Origin of the sequence: Blautia massiliensis (ex Durand et al. 2017), assembly GCF_051861785.1 — a bacterium.
In the GTDB taxonomy this organism is placed as follows: Bacteria; Bacillota; Clostridia; order Lachnospirales; family Lachnospiraceae; genus Blautia_A; species Blautia_A luti_A.
The window spans coordinates 1,651,331-1,671,572 of the sequence record NZ_CP146725.1 but is presented as its reverse complement, the minus strand read 5'-3'; the positions used below and the strand labels follow the sequence as shown (position 1 = coordinate 1,671,572).

Below are 20,242 nucleotides of genomic sequence, written 5' to 3'. Positions count from 1 at the left end.
CAGTTTCAAAATTCCGCATCAATATACTTCTCCAGCACCGGGAACTGTACGCCGCCGATCTTCAGTATCTGGCTGTGGAAGGCTTTCAGATCAAAGTCCTGGCCAAGGCGGTTCTGTTCGGAGGTGCGTAAGTCCAGAAGGCTTAAGTAGCCCCAGTAGTATTTCAGATAATTTCCCGGGGTTTCCAGGATATACTGGTAGATCTCGGAGACAACGGCGCTGTCTTCGATACCAAAGGCTCTCAGAAAGCTGGCGGCTTCGGCCTGAGTCCAGCCGTTGTAATGGATCTCAATGTCCAGAAGGGAGTACATGCATAAATTGATGCTTCGGTTCAGCCAGGAGATCCTGGCAAGCTCTGTGGCAGAAGGATCCTGAATATAATCGGCGGCGTACTGGTAGGCATAGGGTTCGATGTAGGTGGCCCATCCTTCTGCAAAGCCGGAGGTGCAGAGAAGATTTCGGATGTTGGAGGATTTTTGGCGTTGGAAGGTGACAGTCTGGTAAAGATGCCCCGGGAATCCTTCATGTGCCAGTGTGGTAAAAAGTTCCAGGCCCTGGTAGCTGGCAGCCGGATTTATGTAGATTACATTGGGGGTTCCGGTATCCATAGGTGGGGTGAGATAAAAGGCGGGGCTTAGATATTCTTTCATGGAATCGTGGACTGTGCGGAGCTCAAAGGTGACATCTGTGAGAGGTGGGAAGTCTGTTTGGATCTTCTGCTGCAAGGCATTCAGCATCTGGGCAGGCTTTATTTTTCTGAAAGTGATTCCCCGGCTGAGAGTAGTCAGAAGCTCCGGATTTTGTCGAAGTATGGTTCCTGCGATGCCGATCTCGTCGGAAAGCTGTCTGGAGAGTCGTTTTTCCATTTGCTTTACAGGAACGTAAGAGCCGGTCTGACTCTGAAGAAGATAGAGATAGTAGGCTTTTCCTCCCTTGAAATAAGTCAGGCCACGAGTGTTTTTTCCTGTGCCACGCAAAGCTTCCAGACCGGTCATAAGTTCCTGATAGGCTGGGATGACTTCTGTTTTCATAAGATTTTGGTGGGACAGGAGCAGAGCGTTCTGCTCTGGCACGGAAAGCTTTCCGTATTCAGAGAGTTTTTTCTGAAAGATATTCAGCATATAGCTGTTGTCGGGATTCCGGATAAAAGAACTGCATTGTGCCAGGATCCGGTCCAGTGTGGTGTCACTCATAAAAAAACCAGCTTCGGATTTCTTTTTCTCAAATTCCAGGATGCTCCGAAAGTATGGGCGGATGGTGGTGAGAAGAGTGAGATAGTCGGTGATATCACGATCTTCATAAAAGGCATATTCCGCCAGAAGAACCGGAAGCTGAGCCTGAATACCAAGACTTGGGCCAAGAGGCTCCTGAAGCAGATAATTGTCGCCCAGTGATTTTTCCGTGTGGTAATAGAGGAGCATGGAGTCCAGCGTCAGCTGATTTTCCGTGGAAAGGCGGCTGTAGCGGAAGGATTTCAGCTTTTTTTCGTACTGGCTGCAGATCTGGTATGTATTTTTCATATCTGTGGGGACAGTGCCAAGAGAAGCTTTTTTTCTCCGGATACCCTGTTTTTCCGGATGTGCCAGGGTATAATGGAGGGTAAGGGTGCTGCCGGAAACTTCATTTTGAAAAACTTTTCCGGAAAAGGCTTCGAATTTTCCGTTTTCTGTGATCCCGTGAGTGGAAAAATAACCGGCAGTAAGGCCGGTGAGAAGTGCCAGGATAAGAAGCAGAGTGATGAAAATAGGAGATTTATTTTTTCTGATTTTAAGAGACATAAGACAGTCTTTCATTACTGTTTACAGACATATACCATGTGGAGAGTGCTGATGGTCTCGAAGCAAACAGTAACGTCCTTTCAGAGTGGCGCTTTGTTCTATCATATTGGAAAATTACGGAATCTATGATATTATGTGAGCGGAAATATACAAAAATGGAGAAATAACATGAGTGATATTTATGATCTTGCAATTTTAGGCGGAGGTCCGGCTGGGATCACGGCAGCGATCTATGCGTCCAGGGCCAGGTTAAATACCATATGGATCGATAAAAACTTTGCACCGGGCGGTCAGGTCATAGCTACCTATGCGGTGGATAATTATCCGGGAATGCCGGGGATATCGGGCATGGATCTCGGAGAAGCCTTTGGGGCGCATGCCCGGAAGCTGGGATTGGAACCGCAGCGAGAGAAGATTCTTTCCCTGGAAAATATTTCCGGAGAGATCAAGACGATTCGTACAAAAAAGCATGAATATCAGGCGAAAGCCCTGATTCTTGCATTTGGGGCAGAGCACCGGAAGCTGGATATCCCGGGAGAGGATGATCTGAGCGGCCTTGGTGTTTCCTACTGCGCTACCTGTGACGGAGCTTTTTATAAGGATCGGACCGCAGTGGTAGTGGGGGGAGGAAACGTGGCAGCAGAGGATGCAGTTTTTCTTTCCGGCCTCTGTGAAAGGGTATATCTTGTTCATCGCCGTGATGCGCTTCGAGCAGATCAGGCACTTCAGGAGAAAGTCTTTGCCTGTGAGAATATAGAAATGGTGTGGGACAGTGTTCCCCTTGAGATCCTGGGACAGGATGAAGTGACCGGTCTTAAGATCCGTAATATAAAAACAAATGAAGAGAGGGAATTGACCGCAGAAGGTGTTTTCATTGCTGTGGGGATCGTTCCTAATACGACACTTGTAAAGGACCAGCTCAAGCTGGATGAAAATGGATATATCTGTGCAGGAGAAGAGGGTGTTACCAGCGCACCTGGGGTTTTTGCAGCGGGGGATATTCGTACCAAGGCACTTCGCCAGATAGTAACTGCTGTTTCAGACGGAGCCAATGCAGTGTCTTCCGCACAGAAATATCTCTGGAGGAAAGATAATGGCAACGATTAAGGAAATCGCACAAAGAGCAGGCGTGAGTACAACAACTGTTTCCAACGTCATACATGGAAAAACAAAAAAAGTATCTCCTGCCAATATTCAGAAGATCGAGAATCTTATCCGGGAGATGGGGTATGTCCAGAAAATGGGACTGAGAGTTCTGAATAAAGAAAAATCCCAGCTGATCGCAGTTGTGATCAATTATCATAAAGACTTCAAGGATTCTGTCATCGGAGATCCTTTTTATGGAAAGATCATCGGTTTTATCGAGAAATACGTGCAGGAACTGGGATATTATCTGATGCTGTATTCCGCAAAGGATACAGATAAGATATTCCAGATGGTCATGGGCTGGGATGTAGATGGGGTTATTGCCATTTCCTTCAGCAAAAGCAACTGCGAAAAAATCTATCAGCTGATCAACAAACCGATCGTTTCTATTGATGCATATGGTGAGCTTGATGCAGGACAGGAAAACCATGTCCTGAATATCGGACTGGACGACGAAAGTGGCGGCTATCTTATGACAAAATATCTTCTGGAATGCGGCTATGAGCATATCCAGGTTTGTGCAGGCCGTGATAATGGTGTGGATCATCTTCGTTACATGGGCGCTCAGCGGGCGGCGAAGGATTTTGCAAAGAAAAAGCAGAAGGTGCAGTTTACCGCTCTTGGAATGAACTACGCCAAACGAAAAGAAAGCTATGCGTGGCTGCTCCAGCGGAAAAAACCAAAGGCCGCACTGTTTTTCCTGTCGGACCTCTATGCATTGGAGGCTATCAGCTTTTTCAGCAGTCGTGGAGTAAAGATTCCGGAGGAGATCGGAATTGCAGGATACGATAACATCAGCTATGCGGAATTTTCCGTGCCTCGTCTGACTACTATCAGTCAGAATGTGGAGCAGAAGTCGTCTCTTGCAGTGGAAATTCTGATGGAACGGATCAATGGAGTGGAAAAAGAGCGTGAAAATGAGATCATGCTTCCGGTCACGCTGATCCTCAGGAGATCTGTACAGCCGCAGCATGAGGAAAAGTAAGTCTGCAGAGAATGTACCTGATCTGATCAGGGGGTAGATACGAGAAGTCACTGCAGAACTGTGAAAAATAGAAAATCGGGACTTTCAATATAGTAAGAGTACAGAGAATCTGAGATATAAAAATATCAAAAGCCGAAAATACTCTGACTGTCAGTGTCTGACAGTCAGAGTATTTTCGGCTTTTTGTAAATTTACCTGAAATCGTAGAAGAGTTATCCTGTGTAGGTTCGTGCTGAAGATGTGGATAATAAGCATTTGCTGTTCTATGTGAAACCTGCACAAAACCATGATTTTGAACTTGTTACAATGATAAGTTATGTACATAACCAAAGGGAAAGAGTACAGAAGGAGTGAATACCAGATGAAACAGATTCTGATCGCCACACATGGAAAAATGGCCTCCGGCATTCGTTATACAGCAGAGCTGATCGTTGGAAAAATGGATGAGATCACAACCATCGACGCTTATGTGACACCGGAAGACAATGTGGAGAAAAAGTTTGAAGAATATTTCGCACAGCATGAAAACGACAGGATTTTCGCTTTCACAGATCTGATGGAAGGAAGCGTAAATCAGAAGCTTCTGGGATACAGCCAGAAAGAAAATGTTACGCTGATCACAGGAACCAACCTTCCGGTCCTGATGCAGGTCCTGATGGCAGATGACGATGTGACAGAGGATGAGATCCAGGAGTTTATCGATGATGCCAGAGAAGAGCTTCAGGTAGTGGACTTTGGCGGTGGAAAGAAATCCACATTTGAAAAAAATGCTGAAGAAGATACTGCACAGGGTATCGAAAATACTGCGCAGATTTCAGAAGGTGCTGCATCGTATGCAAAAAAGTCCGCACCGAAAAAAGCTCTGGCTCCCCAGTCCTATGACAATTCCACAGCAAAGATCACCGCACTTCGTGTAGATGACCGTCTGATCCACGGACAGGTTGCCCTGACACTTGCACTTCCAATCGGTATCCTTGGTCTTCAGATCAAGACCGTTCTCTACATTTTTATTGTAGGTATGTTTGCAAAAACCTTCGACCGTCTGGCGGCAGAAGGAAAAGAAAAACAGATCGTTGCCCTTCACTATGGGCTCTGGGCTGTAAACTGGTTTTTATATTCCCTGTTCGCATTTTTCGGGATCCTGTTCGGATCTGATGCAGTCAGTGCACTTCTGGATGCCATCCCGGATGTTGTTATGAATGGTCTGACAGTTTGCGGCGGACTTCTTCCGGCAGTAGGTATGGCAATGTTGATGAAGATGCTCTGGGATAACAAGATGGTATGCAGGGAACTCCTTATGTATATCAGGGAGAGGAGATCGGTATGACAAACGTGCAGTTTCCGCTGGAGGAGTACGAGGATATCGAGGTTCGTAATGCATATCAGGATCTTGTCGTTAAGAACAAAACCATTTCTGAGGATGATTTCCGCAAGGCAGTATGGAATAAGAGTCGTGACAATGCCAGGGTTCCTATGCAGTGGGATGACAGCGAAAATGCAGGATTTACGACCGGTAAGCCATGGTTCCGCCTTTCTGATCGTTACCAGGAGATCAATGTAAAAAAAGCTCTGGAAAAAAATGATTCCATGTTTTATTATTATAAGGATCTGATCTGTCTTCGTCATGAGGAAGAGCTTCTCACAGAAGGTGACTATCAGCTCCTTCTTCCGGAAGACGAGAAGATCTTTGCATATTTAAGAACTTCCGACAAAGAGCAGTGGATCGTGGTGGCAAACCTTTCTGAGGATATGGTAAGTACAGAAGGTCTTGTGAAATATGTGTCCGATAAAGAGGATATTAAGATTGCAAACTATAAGGACAGAACAGGAATCAAAGCGGACTTAAGACCGTACGAGGCGTTTATGATGAGGATCCGGTGATTCCTGAGCTGTTGTATATGTAGTAGTAAAGTGGAAGAAAAGTCTCCGCTTTACAGAGAGCAGGTATGAGTATTTGTGCGTATCTGTACTGCCAAAGGATATCCGGGTGCAGTGCAGATGCGCTTTTTGCCTGTGGGGAAAAGACAAACAGGAGGAAATTATGGAAAAATATATCATTGCAGTGGATATGGATGGAACTCTTCTGAACAGTGAGGATAAGATTTCTGAAAGGAACAGAAATGTTCTGCAGCGTCTGATCGATGACGGACATTATGTGGTGCCTGCAACCGGAAGGACCAGAGAGCTGATCCCCCGGGAGTTTTCTGTGCTCCGGGGTGTGAAATGGGGAATCGTGGAAAACGGCTGTGTTGTCTGGGATTACGATAAAAATGAGATGATCTGGCGAAAAACCATGCCCAAAGGAATGGTAAGCAAAATCCTGAAGGATGTGGAAAACAGCGACGCAAAAGGCTGGATCGCAGAGGTTTATGCAAACGGAATTGCCTATTCTGATGCGGATGCCAGAGACTATGTGGCATCTGTAGCGGATAAAGATCTGCTGGAAAAAACTTTTGTAGATTATTTCCTCAGCAGACATGTATATGTTAAGGATTTTTATCATCAGAAAGATATTCTGGATCAGGCAGAGAAGATCAATATTTATTTTGAGGATATGGAGACCAGCAGGGCACTTCGCGAGAAATGGAAGGATCTGGATGATGTGGCAGTGACTACTTCCATCAGCGGCAATGCGGAGTTTAATGCAGCAGGCGTGGACAAGGGTGTGGGTCTTGCCATGCTTCGCACAAAGCTTGGTATTGACCGGATGCATGTGATCGCTTTCGGAGATAATGAGAATGATCTGGAAATGCTGGAGGGTGCAGGCATCGGTGTTGCTATGGGCAATTCCAAACAGTATGTAAAGGATGCAGCGAATGAGGTGACCGGAGATAACGATCATGATGGTGTGGCGGAATTTCTGGAGAGGTTTTTCGGGCTGTAAGCGGTGGTTGATCGTGATCGTTGATATAAGGGACAGGGAAATGTATTTTTCTCTGTCTTTTTTTATTTGCATTTTTGGTGATATAAGGTATGATAAACAAAGAGGATGCGGGGATTGCTGGTTTTGACCGGTAGTTACCGGTGAAAATTATTTGAGGAGATTAGGAGGATATTTTTTAATGAAAAATCTGATGCCAAAGCGTGTGATGGAGTATATTATTATCACGTTTGCTGTTGTTCTGATGGATGTGGGGATTTATGTATTTAAGTTTCCGAATAATTTTTCCTTTGGTGGTGTTTCGGGTATGGCGGTTGTGTTTTCGCATTTTATTCCGATGACGTCTGCGCAGATCAACCTGGTGATCAATCTGATTTTGCTGGTGATCGGGTTTATTGTTCTTGGCCGGGATTTTGGAGTGAAGACGGCTTATGTTACGGTTGTTTCTTCTTTGCTTCTGAATGTGTTTGAGAAGTTTTTTCCTATGGACAGGGCGCTGACGGGGAATATTATGCTGGAGCTTTGCTTTGCGATCATTTTGCCGGCGCTGGCTGCGGCGCTGCTGTTTTTTGAGAATGCTTCGGGTGGTGGCACGGATATTGTGGCGATGATCATTAAGAAGTATTCTACGATGAATATTTCGGGTGCATTGTTTGCGGTGGATTGTGTGATCGTTGTTGTTTCGTTTATGGTGTTTGATCTTACTACGGGGCTTTGTTCTGTACTGGGGCTTATGGCTAAGACGTTGCTGATCGATAAGTCTATTGAGAGGATGAAGCTGAATAAGTATTTTACGATCATTTCCAGTAAGCCGGATGAGATCTGTGAGTTTATTATGAATGGGCTGGATCGGAGTGCTACGGTTTATCATGGGGAGGGTGTTTATTCGCATAAGGATAAGAAGATTATTCTGACGGTTGTTGATGTGAGACAGGCGGTGCTTCTGCAGAGGTTTATTGATGAGGTGGATCCGCAGGCGTTTTTGATGGTTACTAAGAGTAGTGAGGTTGTTGGGAAGGGGTTTATGAGTTATATTTGATGCGATCGTATGGGATCGTATGGGATTGTATGCTGATCGTAGGTGATTGTGTATGATTGTAAGCTGATGGAAATTAGGAGAGCGTTCTTTGCGGGCTGGATGGGCTGCGGGGCGCTCTTTTTTGTGGTGGATGGCGGACGCCGGGGAGACGGGTGTTCGGTTCCGGGCGGGAGGTAGTGGTGGGGGTGTGAGGCGACTGGCGGAAGTGGGGATTGATGAGGGCTGGATGGCTGATTGGTGTGTGAAGGTTTTGTGAAAGGGTTTGACAGGTGGGGGTTTTTATGGTAGGATACACACTTACGTAACAAATTTAATAAAGTTGTAACAAATTAGCGAGCGAGGAGCGTGGCGAAGTGGATTGTGAATGTCTGTCTGAATGGATGGATTGTGCTGCTGCGTGGTTTTCTGAGAGGAGTTTTATTGTTTATGTTTTATAAGAAATTTGCTGCTGTTGTTCTGAGTGCTGTTCTTGTGGGTGTGATTCCTTCTGTTGTTTTTGCGGATGTGGATGGTGTCAGTGCTGTGTCTGATGGGGATGTGGAGGAGCTTTCTATTGAGGATGATTTTTCGGATGGTGCGGATTCTATTTCTGCTTTTGCCAGTGCTCTGGCGGATAAGACGGTTTCTGAGGTTCAGGGGTATCAGGAGGCGAAGGCTGAGGCTGAGGTGATCGCACAGGAGAGGCTTGAGGCTGAAGCGGCTGCTGAGGCTGCGCGTAAGGCGGAAGAGGAGCGTAAGGCTGCTGAGGCTGCGCGTCTGGAGATGCGGCAGAGGATTGTGGATTTTGCGCTGCAGTTTGTGGGGAATCCTTATGTTTATGGTGGTACGAGTCTGACTAACGGGGCGGATTGTTCGGGGTTTGTGATGTCTGTGTTTGCGGAGTTTGGGTATGAGCTTCCCCGTGTTGCTGCAGCTCAGTGTTCGGCTTCTGAGAAGAAGAGTGTTGCGGACATTGAGGCTGGTGATCTGGTTTTTTATGGTGATGGTGGTATTGATCATGTGGCTCTTTATATTGGTGATGGCAAGATCGTTCACGCCAGTACAGCGGCTACAGGGATCAAGGTTTCTGACTATGATTACCGGGCTCCGGCTGCGGTTGGTTCGTTTGTGGAGTAGGATAAAGACACGGTTGATTTATAGATGTGAAATATAAACTGTCTGCGGAGATTTTTTGGCCGGGTAGGCTGAAAAATAGCTGCAGGCAGTTTTTTTGCAGAAAAATAGTGTATAATTTAACCGAATCAAGTAAGTCTCCTGCGGGTTGCGAAAAGCAATAAGCAGCGGGTGGGACTTGGAAAAAATTCAGAAAGGTTGTGGGGTTATGAATACGAAGGAAATCAGCGGCAGGCGGCAGATGGAGTTTCTGGCCGGGTTTGATTTTGTCAGAGAAGCGGGTACTGCGGGGGAAGTGAAGGCGGCGAAGATGATCCGGGATACTTTGGACAGCTTCGGAGTGAAGAATCGGATGGAGGAGTTTGATTTTTGGGGGTTTCGGATCAACAGAGCGGTGCTTAAGGTTGTGGAGCCTTATCAGAAGGAGTATGTGGTGACCGGGTATGGAAGATGTGGAAATACTGGGGCAGAAGGTCTGAAAGCGGATTTTTTGTATGTGGAGAATGGAGATGCTGTCAGTCTTTCACGGGCGAAGGGTAAGATCGTTATGGTGAATGGCCGGGTGAGTGGTGATGTGTATCAGAGACTGGTGAGCGCCGGAGCTGTTGGTTTTATCAGTGTGGAGGGTTCTCCGCTGGATGAAGGAGTGGACAGGGTTCCCTGTCAGCGCAGCCTGCCGATGATCTTTCCGGGGGATGCAGCAGAAGAGACAGAAGGATTGTCGGAGTCTGCAGAGGATATTCACGAGATGCAGGAAAAATATAGTGGCAGGATTCCGGGAGCGAATCTTCATTATAAGGATGCAGTGGAGCTGGTGACGGAGGGTGCGTCTGAGGTGTGCCTGGTTGTGGAACAGGATGTGACGGCGTGCAGATCCCGTAATGTAGTGGCGAGGATCGAAGGTACGGATAAGAAAGATGAGATCTTGACAATTACGGCGCATTATGATTCGGTGCCGGAGGGACCGGGGGCCTATGATAATATGGCTGGGGCGGCGATCATCATGGAGCTTTGCAGATATTTTCAGCAGTATAGACCGCGCAGGACTATGGAATTTGTGTGGTTTGGTGCTGAGGAGAAGGGCTTGCTGGGCAGCCGGGATTATATCAGAGTTCATGAGAGTGAGCTTGGAGCGCATCGTTTTAATATGAATGTAGATCTGGCCGGGCAGCTGATCGGAGGAAATGTTCTGGGAGTGACGGGAGAGGCTTCTGTTTGTGATAAGCTTCTTGAGATCGCTGACGGAGCAGGGATCGGAGCGTCTGTGAAGAATCAGATCTGGGGAAGTGATTCCAATTCTTTTGCATGGAAGGGAATTCCGGCCATGACTCTGAATCGGGATGGTTTTGGCATGCATACCCGTTATGATACGATTGATCTGCTGTCTGCCTGGTCGCTGGAGAGAAGTGCGATCCTTCTGGGATGTATTGCAGATGAACTGGGGAATGCGGAGGTTTTCCCGTTTGAGAGAAAGATGCCGGAGAAATTTATCGGAGAGCTGGACGAATATATGTACAGATAGTAAAAATCTGATTTTATCTGCTCATAACTGGATATTTGTTATGGAACTTTGGGGACTTGTCTGTTTCGGGAAGAGTACAGGCAAGTCCTCATAAGTTATTCAATATTTTCAATGTTTATTGACCTTTATAATTCCGCAAGGGAACATGTGGCTTAAAGTCAGGAGGATATTTGCAGCTTTGTAAGGGATTCGCGTAACAGGGGGCAAGCGGAGGTTCGCAATTGAATCAGCGGAATTACTTGATTTGATCGAAACACGATAAAACAATAAAAAATAATACAAAATAATTGACAGTAAGATATCGAACTGTTATACTGAAATCACAGGCTTTCCAGGGATCAATGCGCCGGATATTGTTTTGCGGAGTATTGATTTCTGGAACTTTTATCACAGAAAAATCAGGAATGAGGAGATAGGACCATGTTTACAGAAGAACGACAGAATGCAATAGAGAAATGTCTCCGCGAAAAAGGAAAAGTCAGGGTCAAAGAATTAAGCGAGATGTTTCAGGTTACGGAGGACTGTATCCGCAAGGATCTCAAGATCCTTGAAAATGCAGGCAGATTAAAGAGGACTTACGGCGGAGCGATCCTGTCACAGGAGTATCCTCTGGAGAGAAACGTAGTAGACAGGCGTATGTACAATCTTGATAAGAAGAAAGTGATCGCTGCGAAAGCCTTCAGGCTGATCAAAAATAACGAAACGATCTTTCTGGATGTTTCCACTACAAATATAGAGCTGGCAAGGCTTATCGCTTCGTCGGGTATGCATATTGTGGTTGTCAGCAATATGATCGATATCCTGCAGATTCTTGCTGCGAATCCGTCCATCACGGCCATAGGCACAGGGGGAACTATGTACCGTTCGGTGAACGGATTTATGGGAGCTGCGGCCATTGAGGTGATCAAGCAGTACAGCTTTGACCGGGCATTTTTGGGAAGCTGTGGCGTGGATATGACAGATTTTGCAGTTACTACATCCGGAGTGGAGGATGGATTGACCAAGAAGGCGGCAGCGCAGAGCAGCAGACATAAATATGTGGTTATGGAGAGAGAGAAGTTTTATTTTAACGAATCTTATAAATATACACATTTTGATGATATCAGCGGGATCATTACCGATGAATTTCCGGATGATACCATTGTGAACATACTGAGGAATACCGGAGTGAAATTACTCTGAGCAGACAGTAATAAAGGGGGATTTTTACATGAAAGACTATATTCTGGAAACCTGTGTGGATTCTGTGGAATCCGCCATGGCAGCAGCCGAGGGTGGTGCGGACAGATTGGAGCTTTGCAGCAATCTGATCATCGGGGGAACAACTCCCGGCCCATGGCTTTTTGAGGAAATAAGGAAGCGTTCGGATATCAGGATCCATGCGCTGATCCGTCCGCGGTTTGGAGATTTCTGTTATACAGATGCGGAATTTTCCATGATAAGGAATGCCGTAAAGGATTTCCGCAAAATGGGAGCGGAGGGTGTTGTGGTAGGTATCCTGAAACCGGATGGCACCTTGAATATGGAACAGATGCAAGAGCTGATGGGTGCGGCGGGAGATATGTCTGTTACGCTGCACAGGGCTTTTGATGTGTGCGCAGATCCGATCGAGGCTATGGAACAGGCAATCTCGCTGGGAATCGATACGATCCTTACCTCCGGACAGAAGAATACCTGCCTTCAGGGTGCGGAGCTTCTGAAGAAACTGGAAACCAGGAGTCAGGGACGTATCACCATCCAGGCGGGGAGTGGCGTCGGTGCGGAAGTGATCCGCCAGCTTTATCCCCTTACCGGGATCAAGGCTTATCATATGAGCGGCAAGGTTGTAACGGACAGTGCGATGCAGTTTCGCAAGGAAGGTGTCAATATGGGACTTCCGACATTCAGTGAATATGAGATATGGCGTACAGATATTGAAAATGTTCGTGCTGCAAAGAAAGTTCTGGAGGAATTATAATGGCTGAGGGGAAGATTTTTCTGAAAGAAAACCGTGATCGGATCGAAAAAAAATATCGGGAGCAGGCGATGGGGTTGCCGCAGGCTTTTGCGGAGATTGATAAAAAGCTTGCGGAATGCACAGACGAAGTGTCTCTGGCGTGCAAATATTTATATGCGTTCATGCCGTACAGTGATATCGGAAATTACGCGTTTGAAGTATTTCTGGATTATGCGGAGAATGGCGTATATTTATGGAAGGAAAACTCCGGGGTGGCAGAGCTGCCGGAGGAAATCTTTTTGAATTATGTGCTGTTTCACAGAGTAAATGAGGAGGAGATCGCACCCTGCCGTACATTTTTCCGCAGGGAGATCGGAGAGAGAACTGAGGGAATGAGCTTCCGGGAAGCTGCCCTGGATGTGAACTACTGGTGTGCACAGGAGGCTACCTATCATTGTACAGATGACCGTACCCTGTCTGCACTTGCCGTATACCGCAGAGGAAACGGAAGATGCGGAGAGGAATCTGTATTTACCGTCAATGCACTGAGAAGTGTTGGTGTACCTGCCCGTCAGGTATATGCACCAAAGTGGTCTCATTGTGATGACAATCATGCCTGGGTGGAAATCTGGTGCGATGGAAGCTGGTATTTTCTGGGAGCCTGTGAGCCGGAGGAAATCCTGAATAAGGGATGGTTTACCAACGCTTCCTCAAGGGCTATGATGGTCCATTCAAGAGTTTTTGATACCAGGATCCCGGAGGGAGAAGTGATCGGCAAAGATGGTATGGTGACTATGCTCAACGAGCTGAAACGATATGCGCTGACAAAAGAGATCACTGTGTCCGTAAAGGATGCCCATGGAAAACCGGCAGAAGGTGCAGAAGTTTCTTTTGAGGTGCTGAATTATTCGGAATATGCCCCGATCGCAGAACTGAAAACCGACAGTCTGGGAAAAGTCAGCCTGACAACAGGGCTTGGAAGTATCCATATTTCTGCAAGGATGTATGCAGATGGAGAATGGCTGCATGCAGAAAGCAGCATGGATACAAAAACAGAGGATTGTTGTGAGATCTGTCTGATGCCCGTAGGAAAGGAAAAGGGTATTTTTTATGAGGAGTGGACGGAGATCGATATGATCGCACCTCATGATGCACCTGTAAATAAAGATATGCCAACACCGGAGCAGAAGGAAAGAGGCAGCAGACGTCTGGCAGAGGCAAACGCTTACAGGGAACAGAAGGTAAGGAATCTGAGCAATCCGGAGTGTCGGAAATTCCTGGAAAAAGAAACCGGAGATTCTTCAATGAGAAAAAAACTCCTTGAAGTCCTCACAGAGAAAGACAGAACAGACTGTATCAGCCAGGTTCTGGAGGAGCACCTGAAATTTGCATTGCCGTATGAAAAAAACATGGATGCAGATATTTTTGTACCATATGTACTGAACCCGAGAGTTGACGATGAAGTTTTGCAGAAATACAGAAAAGCGATTCTTGAGCAGCTGTCGGAAGAAGAAAAAAATATGCTGCAAAAGGAACCGGCGAAGATCTGGAAGTGGATTGAGGATAAGATCGTTTCCAGCCCGGAGAAAGAACGCAGCAGTGTGATCACCACGCCGTCCGGATGCCTGAAAACGGGAACCGGAAGCCTTCTGTCGAAGAAGATCCTTTTTGTGGCAATGGCGAGAACACTGGGGATTCCGGCACGCCTGAACCCTCATGACCGTTCCATGGAGTATATGAAAAACGGAAAATTCGTCCCGGTATCTGCGGAAATGGAGAAAAAGGCATCGATCCTTCTGAAGGCAAGTGCGGATACACAGTGGAAATATTTCCAGAACTGGAGCATCGCAAAACTGGAAGCCGGAAAATATATCACACGGAAGCTGGAGGCCGAAAATTTCAGGGATCAGGTGATGAAGCTGCCGCTGGAAGCGGGAAATTACAGGATCCTTACCTCAAACAGACTGCCAAATGGAAATATATTTGCAGCGGAGTATTATTTTGAGGTTCAGATCGGAGAAATGAAGAGGGTGGAGCTGGCATTTCGAAATGCAAACCTGGAAGACATGCTGGAGAATATCTCCATACCGGAATTTACTCTCAGAAAAGAGGATGGAAGCACCGTGAAGGCGTCAGAACTGACGGCAGAAGGGAAGCATATCCTGGCGTTTCTGGAAGAGGAGAAAGAACCGACGGAGCATATCTTAAATGAGATGATGGAGCAGGAAGAAGCTTTTTCCCGATATGCGAAGAGGATCATTTTTGTAGTAAAAAGCAAAAAAGCGCTGGAGACCCCTACCCTTTCAAGAGCACTGGGCAAGCTTGGAAATGTTCAGATCTTATATGATGATTTTTCAGAGATCATCAATACACTGGGAAGAAGAATGTACGTGGATCCGGATAAGCTTCCGCTGATCATTGTGACAAACAAAAGCCTGAATGGGATCTATGCAACCAGCGGATACAATGTGGGAACCGGAGATATGCTGCTGAGACTGATGTGACAGATATATCGGATATATACAGAAGGAACACAGGCCGTATCATCGACTGTGTCGGTGATGGTCTGTGCCCCCCCTGTAAATGCTGTGAATTATTGCAGTGGTTCAGATACTCAGAATATGAAGGCAGATCGAAATGAGAATGTCCGTTGTGCTTTTCGAAATTGCCGTAATAAAAGTTGCTTTGCATTACTTAGCATCAGAAAAGAGATCACGCACGGAATCCCGGTAGATACATTCCGGCTTCAGGCGGATCGTCCTTGGAAAATCGCTGTAGTCTCCGTTCATTCTGCGAAGCAGCAGACCACAGGCCTGCTCTGCCAGGCCGGCCAGCGGCTGACGGACAGCGGTCAGCTGAGGAGAAAGCAGCATGGACAGTTCAAAATCATCAAAGGAGACAACGGACAGGTCTTCCGGGATCCGGATGCCAAGGCTGTAGATCGCTTCATAGATACCGAGGCATAGTGTATAGTTCGCAGAAAATACGGCAGTCGGACGTTCCGGAAGATTCCATAATTTCTGCATTGCCTGATATCCAAAGTCGTTTGCGTAATTTTCAGCGATGATATAATCGGGGTTAACAGGAATATTGTAGTCTTCCAGTGCCCGGAGATAGCCTTTTTTTCGTTCGCATGCGGTATAGGATGCAGGGGAACCGTTGACAAGTGCGATCTTCTGATGCCCCATTTTTATCAGATACTCCACGATCTCGTAGGCTCCGGAGGTACAGCTGGTCTGTACATAGTCGGTACGGTGGAAATTACTGTGCTCTTCCAGCTCCACAACAGGGATTTTGGCGTGTTCCACAGCAGAACAGATGTCCTGGTTCAGACTGAAAGAGGTAATGATAAGGCCGTCGATCCCGGAGCGGAGCATGTGAGGGACGAATTTATTGACATGCTCCTTATATTTGTCGCCGCTCATAAATGTGAGGGAATAACCGTGGGCGCGCATGATGTTTTCTATTTTGCTCAGAAGAAAAGCATTATGCGGATTATTGGGAGGACCGCATACCAGACCGATACGGTAAGTCTTGGAGGAACGAAGTCCCCGGGCCGTGTTTCGTGGAACGTAATTCAGTTTCCGGATCGCTTCGTCGATCTGTTTTTTGTTTTGCGGCCGTACAGTTCCGCCGTTGATATATTTTGAAATGGTGGCCAATGCCAGACCGGTTTCTCTGGCAATGTCCTTGATGGTTGTACTCATAAATCAATCCTTTCCGGATGCTGTACTGTTGTGCCCGGACAGGTCTTTTACGGAGCGTCGCAGGTGGAATACAACATCCAGCATGTCTATTTTTGGAAAATCCGTATAGTCTCCATGGATCCTTTTTAAAAGTAATTCCACAGCATGTTTCCCCATGCTTGTCAGATCCTGTGAGACACAGGTCATAGTCGCGCTCATGGTCCTGAAAAGCGTATCATCATCAAAGCACACAAAGGAAATATCCTGAGGAACGGAAATCCGTGCCTGGTTGGCAGCGCTTAAGCCGCCCATTGCGGACAGATAGCAGTCAAAAAAAACAGCAGTAGGGGGATCAGAAGAATCAATAAGCTTCTGGAAATGCCGGTTGCTCTGGGCGACAGTTTCTGTAGTGGGACCAAAAGAAACAGGGGGAAAAGAATTCTGCTGTTTCAGAAGGTCAATGCCATTCTGCTGATATACATCTACAAAGCCCTGGATCCGCTGATCGATCGTGTAGGAGTCCAGATATTGTTCCATGATCCGGACTTTTGTGTGGCCTTTTTCCAGAAGGTGCTCTGCCAGCAGTGCACCACCCTTGTAATTATCAGAAATAACACAGTCTACAGGAAAATGTCTCATGGAAGCGGGAATCTGATCAAGCAGTACAACCGGTATACCGGCATTCTGCAAAAGCTGGTACAGGTCATCATGCCAGCAGGATGGGAGCATGATAACTCCGTCAAAGTGCTGGGAGATGATATCCTGTATCGTATCGATCTCCTTCTGATGTTCAAAAAAGAAAGAACAGACAATAACTGTATAACCACGATCCGTGAAATGCTTGATAATGGAATTGACAAGCGTGCCCCAGAAATAATTACCAAGATCTGAGATCAGGATACCGATGGTATGTGTGTTTTTGGCACGGAGAAGCTGGGCATTCCGGTTTGGGGTATATCCAAGCTCCTGGATTGCCTTTTCTATAAGGACGCGGTTTTCTTCCCGTATTTTTTTGTGGTTTATATATTTGGAGATTGTTGCGGTGGACAGGCCTGTCGCACGGGCGATATCATTGATTGTAACGTTCATGGAAAACCTCCGGTTCTGATACATTTACAGATATATAGAGTATTTTCATATTATATCATGAAAAAGAAAACGCCTCAACACACAAGGTATTTTTTACACATAAAATATCAGAAAAAACGAGTATATTGTACAGAAAATTGATAAAAATGAAACGTTTAACAAAACCTGATATGAAAAAATACACAAAAACAAGATAGAATAATTGTAAAAAATATGAAAAAATGATTTTTAACCTATGATTTTACTTGAAAAGCTGCTTCGGATGCGGTAAGATAGTCTTAACAAAAAACGAAACGTTTTACATAACAAGAAAATCAGCTATACGAAACAAGGAGAAGGTTATGGCAGACACAAAGCAGCAGTGGTATAAAGATGCCAAATACGGATTATTCATCCATTGGGGACTTTATTCCATCCTTGCAGGAGAGTGGAAAGATCCGAAGACCGGCGAGGTTACCAAGACAGACCGTATCGCAGAGTGGATCGAGAACAATCTCAACATTGACAAGGAAGATTACAGAAAGCTGAAAGATGAGTTTCATCCGGACAAATTTGACGCGGACATGTTTGTGAAAAGAGCGAAAGAGCAGTGGGGCGTTAAATACATCGTTCTTACTTCCAAGCATCACGAGGGATTCGCAATGTACGATTCCAAGGTCAGTGATTTTAATGTAGTGAAGGCTGCAGGAAGAGATATCTTAAGAGAGCTTTCCGATGCTTGTAAGAAATACGATATGACAATGGGTATCTATTATTCACAGGCTCAGGACTGGGATGATGACAATGCCTATAAGAAGGATTACGAAGACAAGAACGAATGGAAGCCGGAATTCCGTACATACTTCGATGAGAAATGCAAGCCGCAGTTAAAAGAGCTTCTTGAGAATTACGATAACATTTCCCTGATCTGGTTTGATACTCCGATGGGAATGACCGCAGACGAAGCGCAGGAATTAAGAGACTGGGTTAAGGGTATTAAGCCTGACTGCATCATCAGCGGACGTATCGGACACCAGAAGGGCGATTACATGACCACCGGTGATAACTTTATCCCACGTCTTCCATACGACGGTGACTGGGAAGTGCCGGCAACTGTAAATGATACATGGGGTTACAATAAATACGATACAAACTGGAAGAAACCGGATGATATCCTGAACCTTCTTCTCAAGATCGTCGGCAGAGGCGGAAATTATCTGCTGAACGTAGGACCAATGGCAGACGGAACTGTTCCGGAAGCTTGTGTCGAGGTCATGAATGAGGTTGGTAAATACGTAACTGAGAATGCAGAAGCGATCTACGGAACCAAGAACGTTGGTATCTATCCGTATGAGATCCCAGGCATCGAATTTACAAAGAGACCACATAAGCTTTATGTACATGTACTTGCACCGAGATATCGTGTTGAGTTACTGAACATCGGTAACCAGTTAAAGGGTGCATATGTGGTAAGCACAGGAGAAAAGCTTCCGTGCCGCGCATTAAAGTGCTGCGAAGGAAACTCGATGATAGAGGTAGAGCTTCCGGAGAAGCTTCAGGGGGCAAAGAACTACTGTGTATGCCTGGAGCTTGAGGAAGAAGAGCCGATCTTTGAGGCGATCATCGATTGATCAATTTATGAACATCAATAGGAAAACTATATAATAAAAAATCATATTAAGGGAGGATTTATTCATGAAAAAACGAATGAAAAAAGTTGCAGCACTGTGTCTCGCCGGTATAACAGCAATGTCAACAGTAGGCGTAACAGGAAGCGCCGTATTTGCAAAGGGTGACACAAACTACGATGTAGACAATATGGATTTTAAAAACGTTGAGCTTCGTGTAGCATTCAGATTTAACAACGGATCTGATACAGACGGACAGGGTAAATGGTATTACAAAGCACTTGATGAGTTCAACAAAGAGAACAAAGGAAAGATCCATGTAACAGATGAGAGTATTTCTACGGAGTCTGATTATGAAGAGAAGCTCACAACAGATTTTGCTTCCGGTAATGTACCGAACGCATTCCTTCAGTATGGCGGAAGCCGTACAAGAGAGTATGTAGATGCAGGATATATACTGGATCTGACACCATACTTCAAGCAGTATCCGGAATGGAAAGAGGGAGTTCAGGATTTTGCATGGGAGACAACACAGTTTGACGGTATTGAAGGAACCTATGGTATTCCGTGGTCCGCTTATCAGCTCTGCCTCTACTACAACAAAGATTACCTTGATCAGGTTGGTGTAGATGTTCCGGAGTCCTGGGATGATCTTGTTGATGCCTGCGCGAAATTAAAAGAAGCAGGAATCCAGCCATTTAACTACTCTGACAAAGATAACTATCACTTCGAGCATCTGATGAGTGCTCTTGCTCTGAAAGCTTACGGAACAAGCATCGCAGATGATCTTGCAAGCGACAAAGAGGCTTACAACGGCAAGAAGATGGTAGCAATCTATCAGAAGATGAAAGATATGATCGATGCAGGATACTGGGGAGACGGAATTCTCAGCACAGACTTCAACACAGAGAGAAATATGTTCGAGGCAGGAAAAGCTGCATTCACAATTGACGGAACATGGAACTGCGGTAACTTCCAGAATGATTCCGATACAACTCTCTTTGATGCTCAGAAGATCGGTGTTACAAGAATTCCTTATATCGACGAAGCAAACAAGACTGTAGAGATGGGCGGCGGTTCTGATACATACTACATCACCACATTAAACAAGAGTGATGAGGAAATCGCAGCAACTGTTAAATTTATCAAGTATCTTACAAGTGTAGATTCCATCAACGAAATGTGCAAATCCAGTCCGACAACATATGCTGAGAAGGTTACGATCGATACAGGTAACTATCTGCTTGACGATGTAAATGCGATCATGGCTGAGAATACAAAGTCTAAACTTGAGATTCCTACATATGACAGCAACACAGCAGCTATGGATACAATCCGTAATTCTCTTCAGGCATTAGCGACAGGCGCAAGTGCACAGGAAGTTGGAGACGATATCGTTGACAAAATGTCTGCTTACGAATAAAGAGAATTTTGACTGAACGCATGATGTGTGGATAAGA

16 protein-coding genes are annotated in these 20,242 nt (G+C 45.8%); 13 read left to right on the top strand and 3 right to left on the bottom strand.

Features of this window, described 5'->3' with window-relative positions; all coding sequences use genetic code 11:
* Positions 1-5: 5 nt before the first annotated feature.
* Positions 6-1,778 (bottom strand): DUF885 domain-containing protein, encoded by a 1,773-nt coding sequence (locus V9W66_RS08010; protein ID WP_243121805.1) that lies wholly within the window; start codon positions 1,776-1,778, stop codon positions 6-8.
* A 168-nt stretch (positions 1,779-1,946) separates the two neighbouring features.
* On the opposite strand from V9W66_RS08010, the gene trxB reads away from it, so the two are divergent.
* The 11 genes from trxB to V9W66_RS07955 all read left to right on the top strand — a co-directional run bounded on the left by trxB (position 1,947) and on the right by V9W66_RS07955 (position 14,904).
* The gene (gene trxB, locus V9W66_RS08005) at positions 1,947-2,885 is read left to right on the top strand and encodes a thioredoxin-disulfide reductase (protein WP_144095001.1); all 939 of its coding nucleotides are present in this window, start codon (positions 1,947-1,949) and stop codon (positions 2,883-2,885) included.
* Positions 2,872-3,909, top strand: a complete 1,038-nt coding sequence (locus V9W66_RS08000; protein ID WP_243121806.1) for a LacI family DNA-binding transcriptional regulator — start codon at positions 2,872-2,874, stop codon at positions 3,907-3,909. The genes trxB and V9W66_RS08000 overlap by 14 nt, the downstream gene beginning before the upstream one ends.
* Positions 3,910-4,270: 361 nt before the next feature.
* Positions 4,271-5,236 (top strand): PTS sugar transporter subunit IIC, encoded by a 966-nt coding sequence (locus V9W66_RS07995; protein WP_144095005.1) that lies wholly within the window; start codon positions 4,271-4,273, stop codon positions 5,234-5,236.
* Positions 5,233-5,790 carry an alpha-amylase family glycosyl hydrolase gene (locus tag V9W66_RS07990; protein WP_243121807.1) on the top strand — a complete coding sequence of 186 codons (558 nt, stop codon included), beginning with the start codon at positions 5,233-5,235 and terminating at the stop codon, positions 5,788-5,790. The genes V9W66_RS07995 and V9W66_RS07990 overlap by 4 nt, the downstream gene beginning before the upstream one ends.
* Positions 5,791-5,950: 160 nt before the next feature.
* Entirely contained in the window at positions 5,951-6,793 is an 843-nt protein-coding gene (locus tag V9W66_RS07985; RefSeq protein WP_144095007.1) for a Cof-type HAD-IIB family hydrolase, read from the top strand.
* 178 nt (positions 6,794-6,971) lie between these two features.
* A complete protein-coding gene (locus tag V9W66_RS07980) occupies positions 6,972-7,829 on the top strand; it encodes a YitT family protein (protein WP_144095009.1) in 858 nt (285 codons plus the stop codon).
* Between the two features lie 426 nt (positions 7,830-8,255).
* Positions 8,256-8,945: a C40 family peptidase gene (locus V9W66_RS07975; protein WP_144095011.1), complete on the top strand. Its 690-nt coding sequence runs from the start codon at positions 8,256-8,258 to the stop codon at positions 8,943-8,945.
* Between the two features lie 205 nt (positions 8,946-9,150).
* Positions 9,151-10,464 (top strand): M28 family metallopeptidase, encoded by a 1,314-nt coding sequence (locus V9W66_RS07970; protein WP_144095013.1) that lies wholly within the window; start codon positions 9,151-9,153, stop codon positions 10,462-10,464.
* Positions 10,465-10,884: 420 nt separating this feature from the next.
* Positions 10,885-11,646, top strand: a complete 762-nt coding sequence (locus V9W66_RS07965) for a DeoR/GlpR family DNA-binding transcription regulator (protein WP_144095015.1) — start codon at positions 10,885-10,887, stop codon at positions 11,644-11,646.
* Positions 11,647-11,674: 28 nt separating this feature from the next.
* Positions 11,675-12,421, top strand: coding sequence for a copper homeostasis protein CutC (locus V9W66_RS07960; RefSeq protein ID WP_144095017.1), 747 nt, complete (start codon positions 11,675-11,677; stop codon positions 12,419-12,421).
* A complete protein-coding gene (locus tag V9W66_RS07955) occupies positions 12,421-14,904 on the top strand; it encodes a transglutaminase domain-containing protein (RefSeq protein WP_144095019.1) in 2,484 nt (827 codons plus the stop codon). Before V9W66_RS07960 ends, V9W66_RS07955 begins: the two co-directional genes overlap by 1 nt.
* Before the next feature lie 186 nt (positions 14,905-15,090).
* Here V9W66_RS07955 and V9W66_RS07950 read toward each other — a convergent pair whose 3' ends face one another.
* Both V9W66_RS07950 and V9W66_RS07945 read right to left on the bottom strand, forming a co-directional pair.
* Positions 15,091-16,107, bottom strand: a complete 1,017-nt coding sequence (locus tag V9W66_RS07950) for a LacI family DNA-binding transcriptional regulator (RefSeq protein ID WP_144095021.1) — start codon at positions 16,105-16,107, stop codon at positions 15,091-15,093.
* Positions 16,108-16,110: 3 nt separating this feature from the next.
* A complete protein-coding gene (locus V9W66_RS07945; RefSeq protein WP_144095023.1) occupies positions 16,111-17,175 on the bottom strand; it encodes a LacI family DNA-binding transcriptional regulator in 1,065 nt (354 codons plus the stop codon).
* A gap of 245 nt (positions 17,176-17,420) precedes the next feature.
* Between V9W66_RS07945 and V9W66_RS07940 the strand changes: the two genes are divergently transcribed.
* Complete coding sequence (locus tag V9W66_RS07940) at positions 17,421-18,785, top strand: alpha-L-fucosidase (protein WP_279231615.1); 1,365 nt, start codon at positions 17,421-17,423, stop codon at positions 18,783-18,785.
* 64 nt (positions 18,786-18,849) lie between these two features.
* A complete protein-coding gene (locus V9W66_RS07935; protein ID WP_144095027.1) occupies positions 18,850-20,205 on the top strand; it encodes an ABC transporter substrate-binding protein in 1,356 nt (451 codons plus the stop codon).
* The last annotated feature ends 37 nt before the right edge of the window (positions 20,206-20,242 follow it).

Excerpts from the sequence above, each read along its gene's own strand:
- V9W66_RS07955 (WP_144095019.1), top strand. The coding sequence starts at position 12,421 with ATGGCTGAGGGGAAGATTTTTCTGAAAGAAAACCGTGATCGGATCGAA.
- V9W66_RS07945 (WP_144095023.1), bottom strand. The coding sequence starts at position 17,175 with ATGAACGTTACAATCAATGATATCGCCCGTGCGACAGGCCTGTCCACC.
- trxB (WP_144095001.1), top strand. The coding sequence starts at position 1,947 with ATGAGTGATATTTATGATCTTGCAATTTTAGGCGGAGGTCCGGCTGGG.
- V9W66_RS07970 (WP_144095013.1), top strand. The coding sequence starts at position 9,151 with ATGAATACGAAGGAAATCAGCGGCAGGCGGCAGATGGAGTTTCTGGCC.
- V9W66_RS08000 (WP_243121806.1), top strand. The coding sequence starts at position 2,872 with ATGGCAACGATTAAGGAAATCGCACAAAGAGCAGGCGTGAGTACAACA.
- V9W66_RS07975 (WP_144095011.1), top strand. The coding sequence starts at position 8,256 with ATGTTTTATAAGAAATTTGCTGCTGTTGTTCTGAGTGCTGTTCTTGTG.
- V9W66_RS07950 (WP_144095021.1), bottom strand. The coding sequence starts at position 16,107 with ATGAGTACAACCATCAAGGACATTGCCAGAGAAACCGGTCTGGCATTG.
- V9W66_RS07990 (WP_243121807.1), top strand. The coding sequence starts at position 5,233 with ATGACAAACGTGCAGTTTCCGCTGGAGGAGTACGAGGATATCGAGGTT.
- V9W66_RS07995 (WP_144095005.1), top strand. The coding sequence starts at position 4,271 with ATGAAACAGATTCTGATCGCCACACATGGAAAAATGGCCTCCGGCATT.
- V9W66_RS07980 (WP_144095009.1), top strand. The coding sequence starts at position 6,972 with ATGAAAAATCTGATGCCAAAGCGTGTGATGGAGTATATTATTATCACG.
- V9W66_RS07985 (WP_144095007.1), top strand. The coding sequence starts at position 5,951 with ATGGAAAAATATATCATTGCAGTGGATATGGATGGAACTCTTCTGAAC.
- V9W66_RS08010 (WP_243121805.1), bottom strand. The coding sequence starts at position 1,778 with ATGTCTCTTAAAATCAGAAAAAATAAATCTCCTATTTTCATCACTCTG.
- V9W66_RS07935 (WP_144095027.1), top strand. The coding sequence starts at position 18,850 with ATGAAAAAACGAATGAAAAAAGTTGCAGCACTGTGTCTCGCCGGTATA.
- V9W66_RS07960 (WP_144095017.1), top strand. The coding sequence starts at position 11,675 with ATGAAAGACTATATTCTGGAAACCTGTGTGGATTCTGTGGAATCCGCC.
- V9W66_RS07965 (WP_144095015.1), top strand. The coding sequence starts at position 10,885 with ATGTTTACAGAAGAACGACAGAATGCAATAGAGAAATGTCTCCGCGAA.